24 protein-coding genes are annotated in these 23882 nt (G+C 45.6%); 9 read left to right on the top strand and 15 right to left on the bottom strand.

Translation table 11 applies throughout. The annotated features are described in order from the left end of the window. Positions 1–154: 154 nt before the first annotated feature. The 4 genes from QUA02_RS23790 to QUA02_RS23775 all read right to left on the bottom strand — a co-directional run bounded on the left by QUA02_RS23790 (position 155) and on the right by QUA02_RS23775 (position 6755). Positions 155–3421, bottom strand: coding sequence for a tetratricopeptide repeat protein (locus tag QUA02_RS23790; protein WP_333031381.1), 3267 nt, complete (start codon positions 3419–3421; stop codon positions 155–157). After that, entirely contained in the window at positions 3363–4721 is a 1359-nt protein-coding gene (locus tag QUA02_RS23785) for a P-loop NTPase fold protein (RefSeq protein ID WP_333031378.1), read from the bottom strand. The genes QUA02_RS23790 and QUA02_RS23785 overlap by 59 nt, the downstream gene beginning before the upstream one ends. 229 nt (positions 4722–4950) lie before the next feature. Beyond that, on the bottom strand, positions 4951–6435 hold the full coding sequence (gene gltD / locus QUA02_RS23780) for a glutamate synthase small subunit (RefSeq protein WP_333031375.1): 1485 nt from the start codon (positions 6433–6435) through the stop codon (positions 4951–4953). Positions 6436–6536: 101 nt separating this feature from the next. Beyond that, the gene (locus QUA02_RS23775) at positions 6537–6755 is read right to left on the bottom strand and encodes a hypothetical protein (RefSeq protein WP_333031371.1); all 219 of its coding nucleotides are present in this window, start codon (positions 6753–6755) and stop codon (positions 6537–6539) included. A 194-nt stretch (positions 6756–6949) separates the two neighbouring features. On the opposite strand from QUA02_RS23775, the gene QUA02_RS23770 reads away from it, so the two are divergent. From QUA02_RS23770 to QUA02_RS23750, 5 genes are all read left to right on the top strand, one after another. Further along, a complete protein-coding gene (locus QUA02_RS23770; protein WP_333031368.1) occupies positions 6950–7981 on the top strand; it encodes a sulfate/molybdate ABC transporter ATP-binding protein in 1032 nt (343 codons plus the stop codon). A 180-nt stretch (positions 7982–8161) separates the two neighbouring features. After that, a complete protein-coding gene (locus QUA02_RS23765) occupies positions 8162–10102 on the top strand; it encodes an ATP-binding protein (protein ID WP_333031366.1) in 1941 nt (646 codons plus the stop codon). A gap of 156 nt (positions 10103–10258) precedes the next feature. Continuing rightward, positions 10259–10990, top strand: a complete 732-nt coding sequence (gene cysE / locus QUA02_RS23760) for a serine O-acetyltransferase (RefSeq protein WP_333031363.1) — start codon at positions 10259–10261, stop codon at positions 10988–10990. Positions 10991–11039: 49 nt separating this feature from the next. Next, on the top strand, positions 11040–11624 hold the full coding sequence (locus QUA02_RS23755; protein ID WP_333031359.1) for a Crp/Fnr family transcriptional regulator: 585 nt from the start codon (positions 11040–11042) through the stop codon (positions 11622–11624). 417 nt (positions 11625–12041) lie between these two features. Then, positions 12042–13166, top strand: a complete 1125-nt coding sequence (locus QUA02_RS23750; protein ID WP_333031357.1) for a sulfate ABC transporter substrate-binding protein — start codon at positions 12042–12044, stop codon at positions 13164–13166. A 347-nt stretch (positions 13167–13513) separates the two neighbouring features. Here QUA02_RS23750 and QUA02_RS23745 read toward each other — a convergent pair whose 3' ends face one another. After that, positions 13514–13750 carry a hypothetical protein gene (locus tag QUA02_RS23745; RefSeq protein ID WP_333031353.1) on the bottom strand — a complete coding sequence of 79 codons (237 nt, stop codon included), beginning with the start codon at positions 13748–13750 and terminating at the stop codon, positions 13514–13516. Positions 13751–13860: 110 nt separating this feature from the next. Here QUA02_RS23745 and QUA02_RS23740 point away from each other — a divergent pair, with 110 nt between their 5' ends. Continuing rightward, positions 13861–14298, top strand: a complete 438-nt coding sequence (locus QUA02_RS23740; protein ID WP_333031350.1) for an RrF2 family transcriptional regulator — start codon at positions 13861–13863, stop codon at positions 14296–14298. 18 nt (positions 14299–14316) lie between these two features. Beyond that, the gene (cysK, locus tag QUA02_RS23735; protein WP_333031348.1) at positions 14317–15294 is read left to right on the top strand and encodes a cysteine synthase A; all 978 of its coding nucleotides are present in this window, start codon (positions 14317–14319) and stop codon (positions 15292–15294) included. 169 nt (positions 15295–15463) lie between these two features. Here cysK and QUA02_RS23730 read toward each other — a convergent pair whose 3' ends face one another. The 8 genes from QUA02_RS23730 to QUA02_RS23695 form a co-directional block, all read right to left on the bottom strand. After that, a complete protein-coding gene (locus QUA02_RS23730; protein ID WP_333031346.1) occupies positions 15464–16258 on the bottom strand; it encodes a sulfite exporter TauE/SafE family protein in 795 nt (264 codons plus the stop codon). 315 nt (positions 16259–16573) lie between these two features. After that, a complete protein-coding gene (locus tag QUA02_RS23725; protein ID WP_333031344.1) occupies positions 16574–17086 on the bottom strand; it encodes a DUF7980 family protein in 513 nt (170 codons plus the stop codon). Between the two features lie 224 nt (positions 17087–17310). Beyond that, positions 17311–17712: a YidH family protein gene (locus tag QUA02_RS23720; RefSeq protein WP_333031341.1), complete on the bottom strand. Its 402-nt coding sequence runs from the start codon at positions 17710–17712 to the stop codon at positions 17311–17313. 166 nt (positions 17713–17878) lie between these two features. Next, positions 17879–18301: a YidH family protein gene (locus QUA02_RS23715; protein WP_333031338.1), complete on the bottom strand. Its 423-nt coding sequence runs from the start codon at positions 18299–18301 to the stop codon at positions 17879–17881. A gap of 179 nt (positions 18302–18480) precedes the next feature. Continuing rightward, a complete protein-coding gene (locus QUA02_RS23710; protein WP_333031337.1) occupies positions 18481–19140 on the bottom strand; it encodes a hypothetical protein in 660 nt (219 codons plus the stop codon). Positions 19141–19430: 290 nt separating this feature from the next. Beyond that, positions 19431–20093, bottom strand: a complete 663-nt coding sequence (locus tag QUA02_RS23705; protein WP_333031334.1) for a cadmium resistance transporter — start codon at positions 20091–20093, stop codon at positions 19431–19433. A gap of 20 nt (positions 20094–20113) precedes the next feature. Next, a complete protein-coding gene (locus QUA02_RS23700) occupies positions 20114–20818 on the bottom strand; it encodes a cadmium resistance transporter (RefSeq protein ID WP_333031332.1) in 705 nt (234 codons plus the stop codon). Positions 20819–20915: 97 nt separating this feature from the next. Then, on the bottom strand, positions 20916–21197 hold the full coding sequence (locus tag QUA02_RS23695) for a hypothetical protein (protein WP_333031330.1): 282 nt from the start codon (positions 21195–21197) through the stop codon (positions 20916–20918). A 283-nt stretch (positions 21198–21480) separates the two neighbouring features. On the opposite strand from QUA02_RS23695, the gene QUA02_RS23690 reads away from it, so the two are divergent. Together QUA02_RS23690 and QUA02_RS23685 are read left to right on the top strand one after the other, a co-directional pair. Continuing rightward, the gene (locus tag QUA02_RS23690) at positions 21481–21606 is read left to right on the top strand and encodes a hypothetical protein (protein WP_333031328.1); all 126 of its coding nucleotides are present in this window, start codon (positions 21481–21483) and stop codon (positions 21604–21606) included. Between the two features lie 141 nt (positions 21607–21747). After that, the gene (locus tag QUA02_RS23685; RefSeq protein WP_333031326.1) at positions 21748–22680 is read left to right on the top strand and encodes a LysR family transcriptional regulator; all 933 of its coding nucleotides are present in this window, start codon (positions 21748–21750) and stop codon (positions 22678–22680) included. Between the two features lie 41 nt (positions 22681–22721). Here QUA02_RS23685 and QUA02_RS23680 read toward each other — a convergent pair whose 3' ends face one another. Both QUA02_RS23680 and QUA02_RS23675 read right to left on the bottom strand, forming a co-directional pair. Further along, complete coding sequence (locus QUA02_RS23680) at positions 22722–23573, bottom strand: prohibitin family protein (RefSeq protein ID WP_333031323.1); 852 nt, start codon at positions 23571–23573, stop codon at positions 22722–22724. A gap of 53 nt (positions 23574–23626) precedes the next feature. Beyond that, positions 23627–23882, bottom strand: a 256-nt coding sequence (locus tag QUA02_RS23675; protein WP_333031322.1) for an EAL domain-containing protein, incomplete at its 5' end; no start/stop codon positions are given.

Here is a 23882-nt window from a genome sequence, read left to right as displayed (position 1 = left end):
GAGGCTATTTCTGCCCATTCTTGTGACTTGGCTATGCCTGAGCTCATTCCCATTCTTCAGACCTGAATCCTTACGGAATGATTTAACCGCAGAGAACACAGAGGAAGAGAAGAGAGAGATGAATAATTCCGATGAAGGGCGGATTTGATATTACTTAAACATCCGGGTTGTGCCACTCTCGCTCGATTCTTTCTAAATCTTTCGTGGCTCCCAATTGTTGAAAGATTTGATGGGCTGTGTTGTAATGTTGTTGGGCAAGCTCTGGGTTGTTGCGTTTGCGTTCAAGTCGTGCTAAATCGTAGTTGGCCTCGGCAATTTCGCTAGGTTCTCCTAGTTCTTCTAACTTCGCTAAAGACTCTTTTAAAAGTGGTTCTGCTGCATCCAAGTTACCCCTAAGCATCTCAATTTCTCCCAAACAACCGATCAAACTTGCCATACCAGAGCGATCGCCCAATTCTGTCATTAATTCCAAAGATTGCCGATACAATCTCTCTGCTTCATCCCAATTGCCGCGATTTCGCTCGATATTTCCCAATAGTCCCCAACTCGTTGCCATACCAGAGTTATCGCCCAATTCTGTCATTAATTCCAAATATTGGCGGTACAATTTCTCTGCTTCATCCCAATTGCCGCGATTTCGCTCGATATTTCCCAATAGTCCCCAGCTATATGCCATACCAGAGCGATCGCCCAATGCTGTCTCAACTTCCAAACATTGCCGATACAATCTCTCTGCTTTATCCCAATTGCCACGATTTCCCTCGATATCTCCCAATACTCCCCAACTCCTTGCTATACCAGAGCGATCGCCCAATTCTGTCATTAATTCCAAACATTGCCGGTACAATCTCTCTGCTTCATCCCAATTGCCCCGATTTAGCTCGATCTCTCCCAATACTCCCCAACTCGTTGCCATACCAGATTGATCGCCCAATTCTGTCTCAACTTCCAAAGATTGCCGATACAATCTCTCTGCTTCATCCCAATTGCCGCGATTTCGCTCGATATCTCCCAATACTCCCCAACTCGTTGCCATACCAGAGCGATCGCCCAATTCTGTCTCAACTTCCAAAGATTGCCGATACAATCTCTCTGCTTCATCCCAATTGCCGCGATTTCGCTCGATATCTCCCAATACTCCCGAACTCGTTGCCATACCAGATTGATCGCCTAATTCTGTCATTAATTCCAAAGATTGCCGATACAATCTCTCTGCTTCATCCCAATTGCTGCGATTTCGCTCGATATCTCCCAATCTTCCCCAACTACTTGCCATACCACGGCGATCGCCCAATGCTGTCTCAACTTCCAAACATTGCCGATACAATCTCTCTGCTTCATCCCAATTGCCCCGATTTCCCTCGATATATCCCAACCATGCCCAACTTGTTGCCATACCAGAGCGATCGCCCAATTCTGTCTCAACTTCCAAACATTGCCGATACAATCTCTCTGCTTCATCCCAATTGCCCCGATTTCGCTCTATCTCTCCCAATCTTCCCCAACTTTTTGCCATACCAGAGCGATTGCCCAATTCTGTCTCAACTTCCAAACATTGCCGATACAATCTCTCTGCTTCATCCCAATTGCCCCGATTTCGCTCTATCTCTCCCAATCTTCCCCAACTTTTTGCCATACCAGAGCGATTGCCCAATTCTGTCTCAACTTCCAAACATTGCCGATACAATCTCTCTGCTTCATCCCAATTGCCCCGATTTCGCTCTATCTCTCCCCATAGTCGCCAACTTGTTGCCATACCAGAGCGATCGCCCAATTCTGTCTCAACTTCCAAACATTGCCGATACAATCTCTCTGCTTCATCCCAATTGCCCCGATTTCGCTCTATCTCTGCCAATACTCCCCAACTTATTGCCATACCAGAACGATCGCCCAATTCTGTCATTAATTCCAAACATTGCCGGTACAATCTCTCTGCTTCATCCCAATTGCCCCGATTTCGCTCTATCTCTCCCAACGCTCCCCAAGTATATGCCATACCTGAGCGATCGCCCAATTCTGTCATTAATTCCAAACATTGCCGGTACAATCTCTCTGCTTCATCCCAATTGCCGCGATTTCGCTCTATCTCTCCTAATAGTCCCCAACTTTTTGCCATACCTGAGCGATCGCCCAATTCTGTCATTAATTCCAAACATTGCTGGTACAAGCTCTCTGCTTCATCCCAATTGCCGCGATTTCGCTCTATCTCTGCCAATAATCCCCAACTATATGCTCTACCAGAGCGATCGCCCAATTCGCTAAAAATCTCTAAAGCTTGTTGATAATAACGCTCAGCTTCAGTCAGATTCCACATTTGCTGTGCCACCCATCCTAACTGCTGGTATGTGCTAGCTTGAGAATAGATATCTCCAATTTCTTGTGCAATTTCTAAACCTTCCTGATAAAAAACTGTTGCCTGTTGCCAATCTTGCAAATCCTTATAGACATTCCCCAAATAATACAAAGCATTAGCTTTACCGCGACGGTTTCCCAGTGTGCGGCTAATTTCCAGTGATGCTTGATAGTCACTGATTGCCGCCGAAAATTGTCCCTCTTGCTCGTAAGATTTACCCAATTCATTGTAAACTTCTGCTTGCAGCGATAAATTTTCCGATTCCTGTGTCAACTCCAAAGCTTTTTTTAAATACTCCCTCGCTTTAACTGGCTTTCCTTGACTGAGATAAGCAACTCCCAGTTGATGTAAAATATTGCTGCAAGCACTAGGATTTTTTTCCGCTCCAGAATGACTCGGATTGTACTCCATCAACAAAGACTCTAAAAGTTCAATTCGTTCTTGCTTTTCTGGCGTTTGTAATGTACTAAAACGCCTTGCCGAATCCAGAGTCCTAGCAACGGCATCATCTCTAGTAGATTGAGTAGTTTTAAAGAGAAATACCCCCGATTTCCACGCCCAAAAATCCGGTGCAAACTTCGCCAAACGAGTAATCGCATAGTCCGGCAAAACAAACAGCATCGGATGCGGAACGCTGGTTTTATAAGCATCTCGCACAAAATTGAGGTCTTGTAAAACCGGAGGATATTCGCCAAATTTGCCAATAGATTTTTCCAATCCCCGCACAATTAAAACTAATTCTTTATTTGCCTCTCGCTTAATTGTCGGTAAAATTTTTATAATTTCGTCTCGGAGAAAGCGCAAATTTTCATCAAAATTCAAAACTTCCAATTGATTTTCTTGAGAAATAGGATGATTTTTCAAACTCTCAATTAACCAATCAGCTTCTTCATTAAAATTAACTTCTACAAACCCAATCGTAAACTTGTCCGAAAAATCAACAAACGTCAACAGTTCAGTAAAAGCCTGCTGATTTACCGCTAGAAACTGCCCAATTTTTAAATCCCGATTATTCAGGGTTAACATTGGATTGTCTGGCATCTCGAAGAGCTTTTTGGAATTCTTCATTTTGCTTCACCACCGGATTCGGATAGTTCCATCGATTTTTGCCGTTATATTCCAAAACCGAAAGATTAAATAATATTAATTCACTGATTTCATCTTTATTAATATTTTTGGTCAAACAAACTTGAGCTAAAACAGGATAATGATCTTGTGGAATGAACCGCTCAAAATTAAACTGTTCTTGTTTGACTGCATAGGTAACATCTTCAGCCATTATTTTAGCATGACTGCGACCGCTGGCGGTTATGCAAGCCGTCCGCATCATCTGCATGAGTTGACGAACGTGACCGCCGCTGGCTTTTGCTAATTCCAGCAATTGTTCGCGAGACTCAAAGATTTTGTCAACTTCAACTCGACGTTCGACTAAACTAGCCATAGCATTTAAGCTAACTTCGTTGTAGTTTAAGTCACAGCTATCTCGCTCAAATTCATAAATATTGACCATTGGGACAATGTGAGGACAGTCAAAATTCTTTATGGCATTTTGAGACGAGTAAAGAACTGAAAGCGGAACAGTGTAAATTATCGTACAGTACAGTTCTTGAAGTTGAGCAGCATAGTCAAAAAATAAATGGTTTGCCACCTTGGGAGGAACGCGGTCTAAATTATCAAATATTATCAGAAAACCTTTATAATTAGGAAACTTCTCCCGCAATTTTTTAACAGCATCATTTAACAGCAAGTTGATATCTGCTTTTAATCGTGAAATATCTTTTTCTAAAGTTTGGCGGATTGTTTTTTTCTGCTTATCTGAGCCTTTGATTTGTGCCAGTAACTTAACCAATAACTTTGCTAAAAAGGGAGCTTCTGGCCCCAAGGTTGCTTCTCCTTCGATGCTTACGGAACTTTCCACAGTCTGTTCTGTTTCTTCGGTAACATCCTTAAACCAAGCCTCAAAATTACCCATCAGCCGACTATCTAATTTCAGCCCCAGCCCCCGCATTTCAAACTCAACTTGCTTGATAGCGATTAAATAGAAATCTGTATAACTGACATCATTAATATCTGTTTCTTCGTCCACCTCCAGATAAATGACGCGATAATCTTTTTCCCAGTGCTTTTGAATTCGCTTCAATTCGGTGCTTTTGCCACAGCCCCGATGCCCTGTAAACAGGATTGTAGTAAACTGTTCGGGTTCTTGAAAGTCTAAAATGTTACTGACACCTGCGATCGCTTCGGTTTTGCGAACCTTTGATAAATCAACGTAATAGCGATCGAGGTCATCGCCTTCTAATGGTTCGACATTACAAACTCGAAAAGCAGTTTTGAGGGTAGTTGCGCGGTTGATAGGATGAGTAGTCATAGGTTTTTAATTTAGTAGATTTGTTGCAGGAAACCTGAATAATGTATCAAAGTTAAGTTGTTTATGTACTTGTATTTTAGCAAAATAGGTTCGCAGTCAGGACTTTAGCCCTGAGAAAAGAAAGGACTTCAGTCCTTACTACAAACTAATGGGTAATATACCAGTTTTCAGTCGAGTGAAGTACAGATTCTACGGTAGGGACACTGCCGTGTCCCTACTGTAAACCCTACTAAGGCAAATCCGTACTCCCCATCAAATAAAGGTCGCACTCACGGGCCACGCCGCGCCCTTCATTAATTGCCCAAACAACCAAACTTTGTCCCCGGCGACAGTCCCCAGCCGCGAACACTCCCGGAATGCTGGTTGTATATTTTTCGTGCTCGGCTTTCACGTTGCTGCGCGCGTCGCGTTCCAATCCCAGCGCATCCAGCAAGGGCTGTTCCGGGCCGAGGAAGCCCATCGCTAGCAACACAAGCTGTGCGGGCAACACTTTTTCGGTGTCCGGGATGTGTTTCGGAATAAACTGCCCTTTCTCGTTTTTCGCCCACTCCACCTCAACGGTGTGCACGGCTTTGACATTGCCGTTTTCGTCGCCCTCGAACTTTGTTGCGGTGGTGAGATAGCCGCGGGGGTCGTCGCCGAATTTGGCTGCGGCTTCTTCTTGGCCGTAGTCGAGACGGTAGACTTTCGGCCATTCGGGCCAGGGATTGTTGGCCGCCCGTTCTGAGGGAGGTTTGGGCAGGATTTCTAGCTGTACCAGGCTTTTGCAGCCGTGGCGGATGGAGGTGCCCACGCAGTCGGTGCCTGTGTCGCCACCGCCGATAATTACGACATCTTTGCCTTCGGCGGAGATGAAGTTATCGTTGGTGCTCTTGTCTAAAACTGCTTTGGTGTTCGCAGTCAAAAAGTCCATTGCGAAGTGGATGCCTTTTAATTCGCGACCGGGGATGCCCAAGTCGCGGGGTTTTGTCGCGCCGGTACAGAGCACAACGGAGTCGTATTCTTTTAGCAGTTGTTCTGCTGGTAAGTCTTTGCCGACTTCGGTGTTGCAGACGAATGTCACGCCTTCGTCTTCGAGGACTTTCAGGCGGCGCATCACGACTTGTTCTTTGTCTAGCTTCATGTTGGGGATGCCATACATTAGCAGGCCGCCTGGTCGATCGGCTCTTTCGTATACTGTTACCCAATGACCGGCTTTGTTGAGTTGCGCGGCGGCGGACAAACCGGCGGGCCCGGAACCGATGACGGCGATTTTTTTGCCGGTGCGTTTGGCGGTCGGTTCGGGGGTAATCCAGCCTTCATCCCAGCCTTTATCGATAATTGCGACTTCGATGTTTTTAATCGTGACCGGCGGGTTGTTGATGCCGAGCACGCAAGCGCCTTCGCAGGGCGCGGGACAGACGCGGCCGGTGAATTCGGGGAAGTTGTTAGTTTTGTGGAGTCTGTCTAGGGCTTCTTTCCAGAGTCCGCGATATACTAGGTCGTTCCATTCGGGGATGAGGTTGTTAATTGGGCAGCCGCTTGCCATGCCGCTGATAATTGTGCCCGTGTGGCAAAACGGAATGCCGCAGTCCATGCAGCGCGCGCCTTGGGTGCGGAGTTTGTCCTCATCCATCGGCAGGTGAAATTCGTCCCAGTTGTGGACTCTCTCGACTGGTGAGAGTTCCGAGGGCAATTCGCGCAAGAATTCGATAAAGCCTGTTGGTTTTCCCATAGTGGTGTCTCTGTTAGAACTTATTCTTGGTAGTTTCTCAAAGGTGAAGCTGGCGGGCTTCTGAATTAACTATTGTGATCTAAATTGTGTGCGATCGCAGTTCAGATTGAGCAATTCCTACCTGAAATCTTCCATATCGCCGGGAATCGGGGAATTGTCGGCAGCCGTAAAATATCGATCGACAGCATAGAAACCGGGTTTTTGAGGGGGATTAAAGGTTTTAAAGGTTTTGATGCAGTTTTTTCGTCCATCAAACCCGGTTTCTGCGTATTTTCAGCATTGCTTATTCTCGGACGATCGCCCGTCACCGATACAGCCACATCTCGAAACGCTCACGGGTTAACTCTTCCGACTCTTAGCGTCAACTTTCAAGCGCATTCCCATCAGGAGGGCATCGAGATCCTATATAAAAAGTTACAGACCTTGCAAAATATTATTTTCAGGATATACTACTGTAAATCTGTCAGATAAGTGGGGTTTATGTTTTAAACTCCTAAAATAGGTAAATAAAGTCATGAGCATTACAGTTCAGAACGTATCTAAACACTTCGGCTCCTTTCACGCCATTGACAACGTGAATTTGGAAATTAAAAGTGGCTCTTTAGTCGCGCTGTTGGGGCCTTCAGGTTCCGGGAAATCGACTCTGCTGAGGATGATTGCGGGACTCGAACCGCCGGACACCGGTCATATTTACCTGATCGGCGAAGATGCTACCCAGCAGTCGGTGCAGGAACGGCATATCGGTTTTGTGTTTCAGCACTACGCTTTGTTCAAACACATGACTATTAAGAAAAATATTGCTTTTGCGATGGAAATTCGCAAAGTTCCTAAAGACTCTATTCGCAGGCGGGTTGATGAACTTTTGGATTTAGTTCAGTTGACAGGTTTGGGCGATCGCTATCCTTCGCAACTTTCCGGCGGCCAGCGGCAGCGGGTGGCTTTGGCCAGAGCTCTAGCAGTTCAACCGAAAGTGCTGCTGCTAGACGAACCTTTTGGAGCATTAGATGCTAAAGTCCGCAAAGAATTGCGATCGTGGCTGCACAACCTTCACAAAGAAGTTAACATCACCACAGTTTTTGTTACTCATGACCAAGAAGAAGCTATGGAAGTAGCTGATGAAATTGTGGTGATGAACAAAGGTAGAGTCGAACAAGTTGGCACTCCTGCTGAAATTTACGACAAACCGGCAACAGCTTTTGTGATGAGTTTTATTGGGCCGGTCAATGTGCTGCCGAATACTGCGGGTATGTTCGCCAGCAACGCCACAACGGCTCACAAAAACGGAGCCGCTCATTCTGAAGTATTGTTTTTGCGCCCCCACGACGTGGAAATTCAAACTAAGCCGGAGTCGGGTTTTGCATTAGCAAAAGTCAGCCGCATCATTCATTTAGGGCGGGAAATTCAAACCGAGTTGCTGTTGGAATCGGGCCAAATGGTGACAGCTTACGTCAGTCGCGATCGCTTCGACGTTCTACAGTTACAGCGAGAGCAACAGGTTTACGTCAAGCCCAAACACGCGATGACTTTCCCTGTTTATTCAATTTAAAATCAGCGGCTGCATCTTACTCAAAATACTATCGGGGAGCTGCTACAAAACACTGCTGCCACATCGTTACCAGGCTCGTGCCTGGTAATGGTGTCTCGTGGCTCCAAACCGGAGGAGCTTCCTCCTGAAATTCATTCCCAGGCTCTGAGTGGGAACGATAAAAAAAGGTCAGCGAAGAATATGAATGCTAACAAATTGTTGAATTTAGCAACTAGCACTTTACTTGGTTATCGCCGCCGCATCCAGGCAGGATTAACACTTTGTGCAGGATTTGGACTGTCTGCGATCGCCTGTTCGATCGCGTACAATTGGGAATACAAATTCATGCAAGCCGAACTGCAAGAACGGCTGGACAAAATAGCTACAGACATCCAGAGAGATGTTGGCGGCAATATAGAAGTAATTCGGGCAGCCGGAGCTTTTTACAGCGTATTTGAGGACGATAAAAAACCCGAGATCGAGAAATTTGTCGGTTCGGCCCTGTACCGCCACCCTAGTCTGAAGGCGATCGCGTGGCTGCCCCGCGTTTCTGAGTCTCAGCAATTCCTGACAGATGAAATAGATTCAGGTTTAGCCTTGACTCCCAATCGGCGAGCTTTAGAACAAGCAGCAAAAAGACAAGAAATTACCGCTACTGAACGCCAAATATTTTCATCAGAAAATCTACCCAGCGTCTTTGTATTCCTGCCTATTTTTAATAAAATCTCAGCGAATACTTCAGCGTTATCGCCAAGTGTACCCCCCCGGGAAAACGAAAACTTAAAAGGTTTTACTATGGGTGTAGTGCTGATTGATGCTATCGTTAAATCTGCCGTGCAGGAAACCAAGCTAAACTTTATTAATGTTGACATTCAAGATGCTATGGGTTCTGAATCAGAAAAATTTCTCGCCTTTTACGAATCCAAGACAAAAAGGATAATCACAGACGAAAATATTAAAAATACACTCCAAATTGGGGAAAGAATTTACTGCCCGGACGGCAGCAGTTGCACTCGCATCCTCAATATCGAAAACCGCAGGTGGTTGCTGCGATTTCTGGTAACGCCGGAGTACATTAATCCTTTAAAATATTGGCGATCGCTGACTGTTTTAGTTTTCGGAACCGTCTTAAATCTGGCAGCAACACGTTATTTATTAAGCTTGCTCAATTATACCGAGCGCATCGAAAAAATAGCAGCAGAACGTACGGCTAAATCTCAAGAACTAGAAGAAACTTTACAGGAGTTGCAGTCAACTCAATCTCAACTGGTTCAGCAGGAAAAAATGTCTGGTTTGGGTTTGTTAGTTGCTGGCGTAGCCCACGAAATCAACAATCCTGTTAATTTTATTTACGGCAACATCCACCACGCAAGCGAATATGCTAAGGATTTGTTGGAGTTAGTAGAACTGTACCGCAAACACTATTTTAACCCTCACCCGGAAATTTCAGAGCATCTAGAAAATATTGAATTTGAGTTTCTGTGCGAAGATTTGCCACAATTGCTCTCATCGATGAAAATTGGAGCCGATCGCATTATTCAACTCGTCCAATCATTGCGGAATTTCTCTCGCTTGGACGAAGCAGAAATGAAACCTGTCAACATCCATGAAGGCATTGACAGCACTCTGCTGATTCTGCAAAGCCGGCTGAAAGCTACAGCCGATCGCCCGCCGATCGGGGTTGTTAAAAACTACGGCAACTTACCGATGGTTGAATGTTATGTCGGACAGTTAAATCAGGTGTTTATGAACATTCTTGCCAATGCGATCGATGCCCTTGACAGTTACAGCATCGAGCGCGGCGAATGGGAATCAAAAATTAATCCCAGTACGATCGCGATTGCTACAGAATATTCAATGCCAGATAAAATAACTGTGCGGATATCTGACAACGGCCCCGGCATTCCAGAGAATGTCAAACAGCGGCTGTTTGACCCGTTTTTTACTACCAAACCAGCCGGAAAAGGCACGGGATTGGGACTGTCGATCGGCTACAAAATTGTAGTAGAAAAGCACAAAGGTTCCCTGCGGTGCGAGTCTGAACCCGGACGGGGAACCGAATTCTCGATCGAGATTCCTCTGCGGCAAGAAGCTAGAAAAACTGCACCGTTGGTTTCGCATAAAACCTCTGAGGCTGCTTAGAAAGAAAAGGAGAAGGCGGAAATTTTGCCAATAAACTACGGTAAATCGATAGATTTATAGTATTATGGGTAATAATGCTGCCAGCAAGACTGCTTGATGCAGCTAAAATTACCGGCAGTGCCGGTAATGTAGAACCGAAATACGGGGAGACTAGATATGCTGAGCGACTTACAAATCATTTACGAACGCGACCCCGCTGCGCGCAACTGGCTGGAAGTATTATTTTGCTATCCCGGACTGCAAGCACTTTTTTTGCACCGGAGGGCACACTGGCTTTACTCGGCTGGACTTCCGTTTGTACCGCGCTTGATTTCCCAACTGAGCCGCTTTTTGACGGGAATTGAGATCCACCCGGGAGCGAAAATTGGTAGTGGCGTGTTTATCGACCACGGCATGGGGGTGGTAATTGGCGAAACTGCGATCGTCGGAAATTATGCTGTAATTTATCAAGGAGCGACCCTCGGCGGCACGGGCAAACAAACAGGAAAACGGCATCCGACGCTGGGAGAAAATGTTGTAGTGGGAGCCGGCGCTAAGGTTTTAGGCAATATCCAAATTGGCAATAATGTTCGCATTGGTGCGGGTTCGGTAGTGCTGCGGGATGTTCCTAGCGATTGCACGGTTGTGGGAATTCCCGGCCGCATCATCTCTCGAAAACAGCAGGCGGGAGATGCTCAAAATTCTCAAAATACACCTGATTTGGAAGCTCAAGCCATTCGAGCTTTGTTCGATCGAATTAAGTATTTAGAAGACCAAGTTAATATTTTAAAATCTAGCTCGTGTTGGCCCAAAACAATTGAATCCGAGCCAACTGAGGCAAAAAGAAATGAATTATCGCTGTCTTCCGATATATTGATTGCGGAGTTTCTAGACGGTGCCGGAATTTAGCACAGCGCGCGAAAATCAACTCTACCTTACCCTTTCCCTTCTTTTGTATATGACTATTTCCTCACTTTCCGCTCAAACTTTTGAAGAAACGAAGCGACATATATTTAGTCGCCGATCGTACTTGCCCAACCGAAACAATGCTCTGTGGCAAATTGAAACAGGGGTAGTGCGAACTGTAACCTGGCTGGAAGATGGCACAATTATCACCTTGGGATTGTGGGGCTCCGGCGATGCGATCGGCAAACCGATATCAAAATGCGATCCTTATCAAATTGAATGCCTTACTAAAGTCGAAGCAATTCTATTATCTGCCGAGCGCTGGCTGAATAGAGACATTCTGCTCAATCACATTCAGCAGGCTGAAGAGTTTATGGTAATGCGAGGTTACAAAAGAGTTGACTTCATGCTCTATAAACTACTGAATTGGCTGGCTAAAAAGTTTGGTTCAGAGGTAGAGCAAGGACATCTGATCGATATGAATTTAACGCATCAGGACATCGCCGAAATCCTCGGTACAAGTCGCGTCACCGTCACTCGCACCCTCGGAATTTTTGAGCAGCAAGGTTTGATCGAGCGCCTGCCTTTGCACCGGATTATTCTGCAACCTTCCGAGGTGTGGCACTACGAAATCTAAGGGTATAATCGGGCGATCGCTCTTGCGACTTGAGAATTAATCTCCAGCACTAATGGGCGATCGAGCTGCGGGTAGGGACAAAGGCAAAGCCTTTGTCCCTACAGATGTCGCGTTGTCCCGCCAAGCGCGCCTAAAAAACTACTGTTTCCCTATAGACATTAAGTATTTAATAGTGTAATGTATTGGATTAAGTAGAGAGAGGTGGCGATCGCACTCAAAGAGCGATCGCCCAATTGCTAGCAAAACAGTCTCTCAATCTTGCCATTAGAGCCATTAACAAGAATTGCCAAAGCAGCGAAATCTTATAGATTCTCCGGGCAAATCTCATCAGGCTGCATTTGCTCTATATCAAGCGCCTTACACTTAATTTGGCGCTAAATCCACCTGATAAAAAATAAGAGGAACTAAGAAACATCAATGCGGTACCATCATCTCAAAGATAGTGTGTTGCAGCTATTCAAGAAAAAAACTGGTTTGCCAGTTGTTTCTCTTAAATCAGCCGCGCTGCTAAAATCGTCCCTGTTCAGATTTTTTACTTTCTTTTTTGCAGTAGGTTTAGGCTTGAGCTGGTTAATCCCTCAGCCTGCAATCAGCCAGCCAAAACCTAAAGATGTCGAACTCACCTTAGTTTCCTTTGCTGTTACCAAATCCGCCTACGACAAGATTGTTCCCGGCTTTGTGGCGAAGTGGAAACGAGAAAACAACCAGAATGTCAAGTTTAGCCAAAGCTACGGCGGTTCTGGTTCCCAAACTCGCGCTGTGATTGATGGTTTGGAAGCTGATGTAGTGCATTTATCCCTGGCTTTAGATACCGATCGCATCCAACAAGCCGGTTTAATTAAAGCGGGTTGGGAACGAGAAGTACCCAATAACGGCATTGTTAGCAAATCAGTCGTAGCATTAGTAGCGCGGTCGGGCAATCCTAAAAAAATCCAAGGCTGGGCGGATTTAGCCAAACCGGGCATCAAAGTAATTACTGCTAATCCCAAAACCTCTGGTGTCGCGCGCTGGAACTTCTTAGCTTTGTGGGGTTCCGTAACTCGAAACGGAGGAAACGAACAAGCAGCCCGCAGCTTTGTCACTCAGGTGTATAAAAACGTGCCAGTGCTTCCTAAAGATGCCCGCGAAGCATCTGATACCTTCTACAAACAAAACCAAGGCGATGTACTGATAAACTACGAAAACGAAATTCTCTTGGCGAAAACGCAAGGCGAAGCTGAACCTTTCATCATCCCCCAAGTGAATATTTCCATTGACAACCCCGTGGCTGTAGTTGATAAATACGCAGCCAAACACGGCACTACTAAAGTGGCAGAGGCTTTTGTGAAATATCTTTACACGCCGGAAGCTCAGCGAGAATTTGCTAAAGTGGGTTTTCGGCCTGTTAACTCGACGGTAGCCGGAGAATTTAGCAGTAAGTTTCCCAGAATTGGCAAACTGTTTACAGTCAGCGATATGGGTGGCTGGAGCGGGGCGCAAAGCAAGTTCTTTGCTGACGGTGCAATCTTCGATCAAATTGAGAATGGTCTGGGCCGGAGATAATCTAGAGCGAAATTGGGTTAATTAAATTTTCTCCTCGACTACTCAATAAGTTTAAAGGCAAGTGCGATCGCTCTTGCTTTTCTCTTTCTCCTGATTTCTTTCTTCTCACTGCCAACAGATGCGATATCTCGCACCTGTTGACTGCCCCCAAGTAGGTCAGTATGAACTGATATCTTGCACCATTCTCAATTAGCCTTTTATGAACAGGCAAGATGCCTGTTCCACAAAAGATAAATTTTCTCGCTTCACAGGCCGGAAAGCCTGTTGCTGACAATGGTGCAAGATATCAGTATGAATCAACTTAACGATGACACAGCATATATCCGCCTACCTACTTAGCAGTTACTTCAAGGTGGCGGTATTGCCTGTAAAATACTCGCTCCCTGCAACATTTGAGACTGTCGGGATCTACCCGCTTCAGGGTGTTCCCAAGACGGTACAAAGGGTGGAACCAAGAAGGGGCAAGCTTTCCACGCACCCTGTACCGCCACGCCGAGCTGAAGGCAGTTTCCGCCCCTGTGCCCGTGCTGCTCGTAATACCTACAGTGCCGACAGCTTAAATTGCCTACATTTACGTTGCTCACATGATTTCTCCTACCGTTTTTGTAATAAAAATATAATAACACCTGTACACCTACCGGAATTGTGTACTATGATATAATGTACAATTTAAACTCGATCGCCAGTGGGGAATGTGGAACTATCTTCTAGAGTAGAATATGCCCTGTTAGCGCTCTTGGAACTGGCGAGCCACCACCCGAAGGATTCGCCCCTAACAGTGAACGAAATTACTGCTTCTCAAGAGATACCGGAACGATATCTCGACCAAATTCTTACCGTGCTGCGGCGTGCGGGTATCGTCCAGAGTCTGCGGGGTGCTAAAGGCGGTTATTTGCTGGCAAAAGAACCCTGGCAAATTACTTTGCTAGAGGTGTTCTCGACTCTAGAAGGCGATGGCAGCGGCCCGGCCAAAAAAGTTTCGGAATCTGTAACAATAGAAAAAACTGCGGTGCTAGAAATCTGGCAGGAAGCTCGACAGGCATCTTGGGCGGTTTTGGGCAAATACACATTACAAGATTTGTGCGAACAGCGGGACGTTCGCAAACAAGCACATCCCATGTACTACATTTAACAGGAGAGAAATTAAGCCATGAGAATTGCTAAGGATGTTACAGAAATAATTGGCAGAACTCCTTTAGTTCAGCTCAATAAAATTCCCCAAGCCGAAGGAGTAGTTGCTCAAATTGTGGCAAAATTGGAAGGGATGAATCCGGCTGCTTCGGTGAAAGATCGGATTGCGGCGAGCATGATTCAGGCTGCAGAAGATGCGGGGTTAATTCAACCGGGGAAAACTATTTTAGTTGAACCGACTTCAGGCAATACTGGAATTGCTTTGGCAATGATCGCGGCGGCGAAAGGCTACAGTCTGATTTTAACGATGCCGGATACGATGAGTACGGAACGCCGATCGATGTTGAAAGCTTACGGAGCTCAGTTAGAATTAACTCCGGGACATGAAGGGATGTTAAGCGCGATCGCCCGTGCGGAAGAAATTGCAGAAGAAATTCCCGATGCTTTCCTGCTGCAACAGTTTCGCAACCCCGCTAATCCGAAAATTCACCGGGAAACAACGGCCGAGGAAATTTGGGAAGATACAGAGGGTAAAGTAGATTTTTTAGTTGCTGGAGTTGGCACCGGCGGTACGATTACTGGAGTTGCTGAGGTAATTAAACAGCGGAAACCGAGTTTTAGGGCGATCGCAGTCGAACCTGCCAAGAGCCCCGTACTTTCTGGAGGCAAATCCGGTGCTCACAAAATTCAAGGAATTGGTGCAGGATTCATCCCGGAAGTGTTGAAACCAGAGTTAATTGATGAAGTAATTGCAGTTAGCGACGAAGATGCGATCGCCTACAGCCGCCGGCTAGCCAGAGAAGAAGGATTGCTGTCAGGAATTTCTGCCGGTGCAGCATTGTTTGCGGCAATTCAAGTCGGCAAGCGTCCCGAAAATGCTGGAAAATTAATAGTTTTTGTGCAGCCTTCTTATGGCGAACGCTACCTCAGTACAGCCTTGTTCAAAGACTTAGAATTGCCGACCGTCAGCCAACTCGAAGCATTAATTAACAATTAAGAGGACACGGCAGTGCCCTGTCCCTACCCCAAGGAGGACACGGCAGTGCCCTGTCCCTACCCGGATTAATTGTAGGGACACGGCAGTGCCGTGTCCTGATTGTGGGTAACATTAACTCCGATGCTACCGGATTTGATAGAAAATCTCAAATCCAAAATCGATTGAATTTTCAGACTTGATACAACTTCCAACTCGCCATCGCCAACATTCCGTAAATCGCAAACTTAAGCGGGCGTTGAGGCATAATTTGGCAGAATTTAGCACCTACCAAAACTCCCGGCACCGAACCCAACCAAATCGGCAATACTAAACTCCAGTCTACCGTTCCGAGGCTGAGGTGTCCCAGAGAGGTAAACGTCAACAAAATTGCCGCCTGCGAAATATCTGTACCCACCAATTTAGAAGAATCCAGGCGGAAAAAAGCAATCAGCAGCAGTGCAAACATCGCACCGGAAGACACGCTAGTGATTCCCACTATGCAACCTAAAATTGCTGCTGCACTCACAGTACAAATACGGCCGTAATTAGTATTTAAGTCCCATTCAGGGGGCGAAGGCAATTTCAAATTTGGGAAAAATGTTTTCAGCAGTAATTGTGTCAGCGATAAAGCTACAATTAGGGCGATCGCAACTCCCAGACAGCGCAGCAATATGCAATCTAAGTTCGTATTTCCGCTGCACTTGATGCAGTGTAAAAGCCACACCCCAGCCAGCGAACCGGGTACGCTCCCCAAAGCCAACCACTTAACTACTTGCAAGTCAAGGGTTTTTTGCTGCCAGTGTTTGAAGCCACCAACTACTTTCATCAGTGTAGCAGCTACGACATCCGAACTAATAGCAATTGATGCCGGAATTTGAAAAACAAAAATTAACATTGGGGTGATGAGCGACGCTCCGCCAACTCCGGTCAAGCCAACGATAATTCCCACGAAAAAGCTGAGAGACGATAGTAATAAGTAGTTCACTGTTATGCCCAAAAACTGTGTACTTAAGCGTAGAAAACCAACCAAGTGATAGTATTGGTGGCTGCTAAAACACAGCAACACAGGCAAAATGTAACTTGCATTTAAATCTTTTGCTGCCAGATATTATGCTGGTGAACGCTTGAAGTTTTAAAGGTTTCCCGCGATAATCATCTTGGCAAATTTAAGCAACTGGAAATAGATATTATTCCATCAATTTACAGTGTAGAAGCTCCCTGATTTTCTTATATATCCCTGTGTTACTGATTGAAAAAACCCTCGATTGATTTATTGGGTTTATATTCTGCCTTCTACGTTTTACCTGAGAGTGACGAGCATCATAGGTAAAAGAGAGCTGAGGTTAATCGACTCTTTGCTGGAAAATAGGTCGGGAGTATCGAGAACCTTAAAATGAATCAATGCCACAACGACAACTGTGAATGCGGTTGATGAGACTAAACCCGTCAATAACTCTTTTTTGAGGTTGTTTTCCTTGGGTTTGTCTGTAAAAACATCTACAGCCCCGAATTGCATCAAGAGAATTCCAGCTATGTTGGAAAGCCAGTAGCCAACGATTGAGCAAGGAAACAGTAAATCTGGAGAAAGCCAGCTACAGATATACCCAAAGGCATAGGCAATTGGCAGGTTGAAAAATAAATCATTCCACCAACACAGCGGTGACAGCAAATATCCAATTGCTAGCAGCAATCCGCCTCTGAGTTTTTTCAACCAGCCTTTCTTCAAGCCGTGTGGCTTAGCTTCGGGTAACTTCTCAGGGGCTGGCTGTGCTGGAAGTTGGGACTCTTCACTGACTTTTTTAGCATTTTTCACGTCAAAAACTCATAACTCGATCGATCTACCGTAGTTTATCATCAAAACCGAGTAAATGTCTAGTAACTCGATCGACTTACTGTAGTTTATCGAGACCGAGTAGTAGGGACAGGGCGAAAGCCTTTGTCCCTACGGGGATCGATCGATCGCGCGGTGTACTTCATAAACGTGGAATCTGCTGTATTTATACTCAATTGCCGTTGACTGTTAAGTCTGCTGTGCGCTCAATCGGGTATCACAACAGTGACCGATCCCAGGGCGGCTGCCAAAATCGAATAAGTTACTCCAATTCCCAATAAGCCGACAGCGAAACTGAAGAAGAATACCATGCCGTCTGGTGGCTCGTAGGTATCGTAGTCAATGTGGTGGCGAACGGTGAAGTAATGCACAGTTGAGATTAAGACTGTCCCCAAACCTACTAGAGAGAAGATTAAACCCAATTTCCACCCCATCGCCTGACGGTACTGTACGGGGAGTTGGACGACGCGAAGTCGCACGACGACGACGCCAAAACCCATGAGTGCGATCGCCGCCCGCATCCATGCTAAGAAGGTGCGCTCGTTTGCCGATCGGTCGATCGCCCATGACAAATTTTGCTCCCTTGGTTTCTTCTCATCTACTTTCATCGATGTGAACGATCTAGGCTTTCTGTGGTAAATGAGGTGCGTCGCCATCTAAAATTTACAAGTTCAATTTAACAGGTCGCAGCGATGCACCCTACAAATTAACTTTCCTCGGTGTAGATAACTGCACGCGATCGAACTCTTTAACATTGATATTAAACCGCAGCCATTATTCCGGTGTCATCAAACCTTCTAAGCTGGAAGGAACGGTGAACATATAATAAATTACCCCAGCCCCTAGAAGTGCGATCGCGAGGCTAAAAAGAATTACCCAGCGATCGGTTGGTTCATAAGTATCGTAATCGATATCGTGGCGGACACCGAAGTAGTGCTTAGTTGATAATAGCACCGTCAGCAAACCCACTGCTGAAAAAAGCAAACCCAACTTCCAGCCATTGCCGGGATTGGGCAGCAGAGGGGGATGGAAGGCGCGAAGGCGCACGATAACTACCCCAAAACCCATCAGCGATATTGCTGTCCGCATCCATGCTAAATAAGTGCGCTCGTTTGCCAAGTGATCCCGCACCCGCGACGGATTTGGTCGCTTAGTCTTTTCTTTATTTACTTTTGTGAATTTGAAGTTTAATAGCATAGATAAACCTTTTAATTTTAAGTGCAAATATGAAGCAGAGGTAGGGACACGGCAATGCCGTGTCCCTACGGCACGAGCGATCGAGCTTGGACGATTATCCGCCGGGGGAGAACTCTCCGGGCTTGATTTTTAGTTGCAGCGGGCTTTATACAGCCGATCGCATTACAACTTCACCAAAACTAATCATTTTCCTCAGTAGGTGCGTTGGGAACTTGCGTATCTATGTACGCCTGAGTCACGTCAGGAACAAACCAATTCGCATCCCCGGGCTTGAAAACTTTAGCAGTAGGAACGTTGAATTCAACAGCCGCCGTATCGGGATTAGCTGTCGCTACAAATTGAGTTCCGTCAACTATCTTAACAGCTACACCGCCGGTCAATGCTTGTGCAAGTTTATCGCCCACACTTAAATCGGTTGCTGTGACATCGCTGGGCAGATAAATTCCATCGCAATCCCATTTATGTTCAGTTGTTTGGCCGGCCCCCAGAAAATAAAGAGCATTCTCGTAAGAAGAAGCTGCTTTTTTGCGTTTCGGGCCGTAAACAGCCAGCGTTTTTCCTGTATCGTTGCGGCACTGGCCCCAGTTTTTACCCGTTTCTAAAGTGTATTTTTGAAACTCCAACTGAGCGATTTTTTGCTGAAGTTCTTCCGGCGTGTAACTCTCATTTTGTTCGGTTGAATTTTTCGCCGCTAACAGAGTGTCAAGAGTTTGACTCACCTCTATGTAGTCGGGATTGCTCGTGTATTTAGGCTTGTCTGACTCAGCCCAAGAGGCGGGAGCAAAAACTAAATTGGCCGCAATGACTAAGACCACTAAAACAAGTTTCAAGAATCTCACAATTTTTCTCCTTTGTTAGGTGCTTCAATGATTTACAAATTCCCTTTTTATGGGAATTTTAATACAGCGGTTTTCAGTTGAGTGAAGCAGTGCCGTGTCTCTGTAGGTAGGGACACGGCAGTGCCGTGTCCCTACTGTATTTCGTCCGATTGAAAAATGCTATATTGAGGCAAACAGCCCGCTACTTTTACACTTTATATTATCATTTATCTGATAATTGTAAAGTTAATTGGCACAATATTTAACAATATTTGCACCGCATTTTTTTTTCACAATTTCCGAGAGAAAATCTATCTTGAGGGGTATAGCGGGAGCAGGCGATAAGTACCGCTGTCTATCAGAATGAAGATTCCCAAGCCAATCAAAACGAAAGGGACAACAGCCTTGGTATAGCGAGTCAAAATACGGGCGATCGCCCTTTGGCGAGTTAACCGGTAAGCGGCATAAGACCAAACACCTACCATCACCGAGAAAACCGCCAAAATCACCATCAAGCTCGGCAAATCGCTGCTAGCAAACAGCGGCAAATAAATGCCGATGTTGTCTCCCCCGTTCGCCACTGTTACCGCAGCCACATTCAAAGTTTGGGGGTTGAAAAGATTTGCTAGTTTTGACACCGCAGATGAGTTAGATTGACGGTTAAATTCGCCCGATACCGCTTGTACTTCATTTTCCTCATTTTCTCTCTTGACTAAGTGACTGATGCCGATCGCGATCGGAACCAAACCCAGCAAGCCAATCCAAGCTTTCGGCACAATTAAGCCGCCAAAAAAACCGGGCAAACTAGCAGCGACGAGTGCTGCAAATCCGAGGTACTTACCGACAAAGATATGCCGGGGGCGGAAAGTATCATTTACCTGGGCGAAGAACAGCATCGAAAGCACCATATCGTCGATATTGGTTGCGGCAAAAGATGTAATCCCGGCAATAATCGCTGCTGCAATCCAACTCATGTTCTGTCCCTTCAACTTTCCTAAACTTCCGGTTCGGTGGCGTTACTTCTGCTCATAGTTATCAGACAACAAGCGCAACCAACTAAAGATATTATACTTAAAGTTGGACTTGCCAACGTGCCGCTTTTTACTAGAATCGCAATTCCCAATCCGATCAAAACAAAAGGCACAAGCTGATTGCCGTAGCGAGTCAGAGTATCTGCGATCGCCCGCATCTGAATTAACCGATAAGCAGCGTAGCACCAAACGCCCACCATCGCGAAGAATACAGCGAGAATCCCCGCCAGACTTTCTAAAGTATTGCTAGCAAACAGGGGCACGTAAATGCCGATATTGTCGCCTCCATTTGCCACCGTCACCGCTGCAACGCTGCAAGTTTGAGGAGACAGAAAGTTGCTCAAAAAAGATTTCTCAGATTGCTCTAATTCTGCCTCACCTTCGGAATCGTCAGTTTCTGGATTCAGCAAGCGGCTAAGCCCGATCGCAATTGGCAGCAAACCCAGCATTCCGATCCAATCTGGCGGAAAGATTAAGCGGCCAAAAAAGCCGGGAAGGCTAACTAAAACCAGTGCACTAAAGCCCAGATACTTACCGAAGACGATATGCCTGTGCCGAAATACTGAATTTACCTGCGAGAAAAACAGCAGCAGAATCAGAATATCGTCAAGATTCGTAGCTGTAAAAGCTGTCATACCAGTAGAAATTGCTGTTAGTAGTTCATTCATTTCTGTATCTCCTTAATTTTTGTGCTGGGTTTTTACGCCTGCTTTTTTTGCCGCGTCAAATCAAATGTTTGGGTGGGCAGTGTTTCCCCTACAATTACTAATCAAAGCCGTTGTTGTCGATCGATACTGTCTTCAATCGAACACCGCCGTAAATTGCATTTTCTGCCTCGAATTTGGCGTGAATTGCGTCAATACCCTGCTCCATCGAGCCGACAAGTTCAGGAGAGCGCAGCCGCTGCAAGATAAACCAGCCGCAAGTAGCCACCAAGTACATCAAGAACAAGTAAGGAAACGCATCGTAAGGAGCTTCTGGAGGTGGGAACATAGTGCTGCCGGGAATGCCCACGCTACCCGCAAGCCGATTAGAAAACTCAGCCAAGTTCCGTTTCCTGAAAGAGCAACGATTAAGCCTATATTGGATGCGGGTATAGTTGTAGGTGCAATGACGGTAAAGGATTGAGCTAAAACTTCTCCGAAGGAAAGGCAGTCCGGCTTTAAGCCGTGGACACTCTGATTTTTTTGGATTTTTTTAGTCATTTATCTTCTCTATTTTTGTCGATCGCCAAAAGTCGATCGGCTTAAACTTGTCGGTTCTGGTTCAGCGTCGGGTCCTGCTCTCGAAGCTTAAGTATAAGCGTAATCCCCTTCTGGGGTAGAATCAAATGTTGTTTTTTATTGAATTAATAAGTGCAAGTGATGCAGTGGCCCGGAAAAGAACTGTTGGCGGTACGGGAGCGATCGGCCGCCAAAAGCTCAAACCCTTGACGTTAAAAGGAATATTTAATTAACTGCTGGCAACCGTTCTTTTTTGGCAATTCCAACCTGTACAATAGAGTCGATCGAAAGATTGGGGTCAAAGCTTAGCCGCAATAGATTTTAGTCTCGAAAAGTAACTGTATTTGGTAAAGGGGGAAGGAAGAATGGCCGGAATGACGCTAGACCAACTGCGAGTTTTTCTAGCTGTAGCGGAACACCTGCACTTCAGCCGGGCGGCGGAGGAACTTTACATCACTCAACCCGCTGTCAGCGCCGCAATTCAAAACTTAGAGGAGCAATACGGAGTAAAATTTTTTCACCGCATCGGTCGCCGCATCGAAATCACAGAAGCTGGCAAGTTGCTGCAAATCGAAACGCAGAAAATTCTCGACCAAGTTGCTTTGACCGAGAGAGGATTGCGAGAATTAAACGACTTGCAGCGAGGAGATTTTAATTTGGGATCGAGTCTGACAATTGGCAACTACTGGTTGCCAGAAAAACTTTGCTATTTTAAACAAAAGTACCCCGGTATTACCGTGAATTGCACCCTCGCCAATGCAGATGAGATTTGCACGGGGACGGCGACAGGAATTTTTGATTTAGGTTTGGTGACGGGAGACATTAAACCCGCGCTTCAGATTACTATAGAAGCAGAAGTTGTAGGTAGCGAGCGCTTGCTGATTGTGGTTGGCAAATCCCACCCTTGGTTTGAGCGAGCCGAAATTAGTTTAACTGAAATTGCGACAACAGATTGGGTGATGCGAGAACCGGGTTCGGGAGCTCAGCAAATGTTTGAACAAGCTTTGCAAAGTTGGGGCATCAATCCCGCTGAATTGAATGCAGTTTTAGTTTTGAACAGTAGCGAAATGGTAAAGGCTGTGGTTGAAAGTGGCGCCGGTGCAGCGGCTATTCCTGAATTAATGGTAAAGAAAGAACTACAGCTTGCGACACTGCGAGCTCTTCAAATTGTAGATTTTAGAGAAAATTCTCAGCCGACTATGGAAATAGTTCAACCAGTTTTAAAACTGAAGCACAGGCAACGTTTTCAAACAGGAATTAGTAAAGCCTTTGAACAGATATTAACTGAATTTGCTAGTAATTGGTAAGATGCCCGTAGGGACACGGCATTGCCGTGTCCCTACAGCACTTAATTACCGCTGTTGAATAGTTTTCTCACATCCAATATATTTTTACTGCCATCGCCCACAATCAGTGGCAATTTTCCATTCCATTTTTCGATAGCTTGTCTTTCCAACAATTCCGCAGTCAAATTGTCCCTGAGCAATCTTTGAACTTCTGCTTCTCCTTTTGCTAAATTAACCTTAACCTCGGCCTCTTTTACAGCCTTAAGTGCTAAAAACTCCCCTTTTTTTGCTTCCTGTTCGGCAATTTGTTTCGCCTCCACCGCATCGCTAAACCGCTCCGAAAAGTGAACGTGTACTAAAGAAATATCGTCAACGGCAATATGATATGTAACCAGCCTCAATGTCAAAAAATCATCAACTCCGGCTTTAACTTCTCCACGTTTAGTAATAATTTCTTCGGCAGTGTACTTAGCCATGACTGCTTTGAGCACTTCTTCGACTGCGGGATTGATAATGCGATCGACTACTTGTTTTTCTTTTCCTATTTCTTGAAAAATGGCATTGGCTTCATCGGGAATAATATGCCAGTTGAGCGCGACATCTGTAAAAACATCTTGCAAATCTTTTGACGAAGCTTCAGCGGAACTTTCCTGTTTTTGCACTCGCACGCTCAACTTTTGTACGGTATGAACTATGGGGAGAATTACGTGAAGTCCTTCTCCGAGTACCTGTTCTTGCACTTTACCAAACTGCATCATCACGCCCCGTTCTCCAGCGTTGACGATGACAAAAAAATTGGACAGAATAGCTAAAAACACGATCGCTATAGTTAGTTGAACAGCTATGTAAACATCTTTATTTTTTTTATTGCTTGATTTGAGTGAGTCAACGTTACTGCTGGATTCTAAAACCATATTCCACCCCGCTCGCACTTGATTATCGAACAAATATTGACTTCAGCGATATTCTATTTGCCTTCCACCAGCAGCAACTGTTCAAAATCCGCTGCGGGCAAAGGACGACTGAACAAATATCCTTGCATTGTATCGCACTCGTAGCGCCAGAGAAAATCTTTTTCTGCTTCCGTCTCAACTCCTTCGGCAATTACCTCAAGACAGAGACTGTGCGCCATTTCAATAATAGCTTTCACAATCGCTGCATTTGTGCAACCATCGGTGATGTTGCTGATAAAACAGCGGTCAATTTTTAAAGTATCGAAGGGG

The organism is Microcoleus pseudofavosus SVA1_A4 (genome assembly GCF_036700565.1).
GTDB lineage: Bacteria > Cyanobacteriota > Cyanobacteriia > Cyanobacteriales > Microcoleaceae > Microcoleus.
This window is presented reverse-complemented; position numbering and strand designations above follow the sequence as displayed.

Coding starts and splice junctions, on each gene's coding strand:
- QUA02_RS23790 (WP_333031381.1), bottom strand. CDS start 3,421: ATGAAGAATTCCAAAAAGCTCTTCGAGATGCCAGACAATCCAATGTTA.
- QUA02_RS23785 (WP_333031378.1), bottom strand. CDS start 4,721: ATGACTACTCATCCTATCAACCGCGCAACTACCCTCAAAACTGCTTTT.
- gltD (WP_333031375.1), bottom strand. CDS start 6,435: ATGGGAAAACCAACAGGCTTTATCGAATTCTTGCGCGAATTGCCCTCG.
- QUA02_RS23770 (WP_333031368.1), top strand. CDS start 6,950: ATGAGCATTACAGTTCAGAACGTATCTAAACACTTCGGCTCCTTTCAC.
- QUA02_RS23765 (WP_333031366.1), top strand. CDS start 8,162: ATGAATGCTAACAAATTGTTGAATTTAGCAACTAGCACTTTACTTGGT.
- cysE (WP_333031363.1), top strand. CDS start 10,259: ATGCTGAGCGACTTACAAATCATTTACGAACGCGACCCCGCTGCGCGC.
- QUA02_RS23755 (WP_333031359.1), top strand. CDS start 11,040: ATGACTATTTCCTCACTTTCCGCTCAAACTTTTGAAGAAACGAAGCGA.
- QUA02_RS23750 (WP_333031357.1), top strand. CDS start 12,042: ATGCGGTACCATCATCTCAAAGATAGTGTGTTGCAGCTATTCAAGAAA.
- cysK (WP_333031348.1), top strand. CDS start 14,317: ATGAGAATTGCTAAGGATGTTACAGAAATAATTGGCAGAACTCCTTTA.
- QUA02_RS23720 (WP_333031341.1), bottom strand. CDS start 17,712: ATGAAAGTAGATGAGAAGAAACCAAGGGAGCAAAATTTGTCATGGGCG.
- QUA02_RS23715 (WP_333031338.1), bottom strand. CDS start 18,301: ATGCTATTAAACTTCAAATTCACAAAAGTAAATAAAGAAAAGACTAAG.
- QUA02_RS23705 (WP_333031334.1), bottom strand. CDS start 20,093: ATGAGTTGGATTGCAGCAGCGATTATTGCCGGGATTACATCTTTTGCC.
- QUA02_RS23700 (WP_333031332.1), bottom strand. CDS start 20,818: ATGAATGAACTACTAACAGCAATTTCTACTGGTATGACAGCTTTTACA.
- QUA02_RS23690 (WP_333031328.1), top strand. CDS start 21,481: ATGTTGTTTTTTATTGAATTAATAAGTGCAAGTGATGCAGTGGCCCGG.
- QUA02_RS23685 (WP_333031326.1), top strand. CDS start 21,748: ATGACGCTAGACCAACTGCGAGTTTTTCTAGCTGTAGCGGAACACCTG.
- QUA02_RS23680 (WP_333031323.1), bottom strand. CDS start 23,573: ATGGTTTTAGAATCCAGCAGTAACGTTGACTCACTCAAATCAAGCAAT.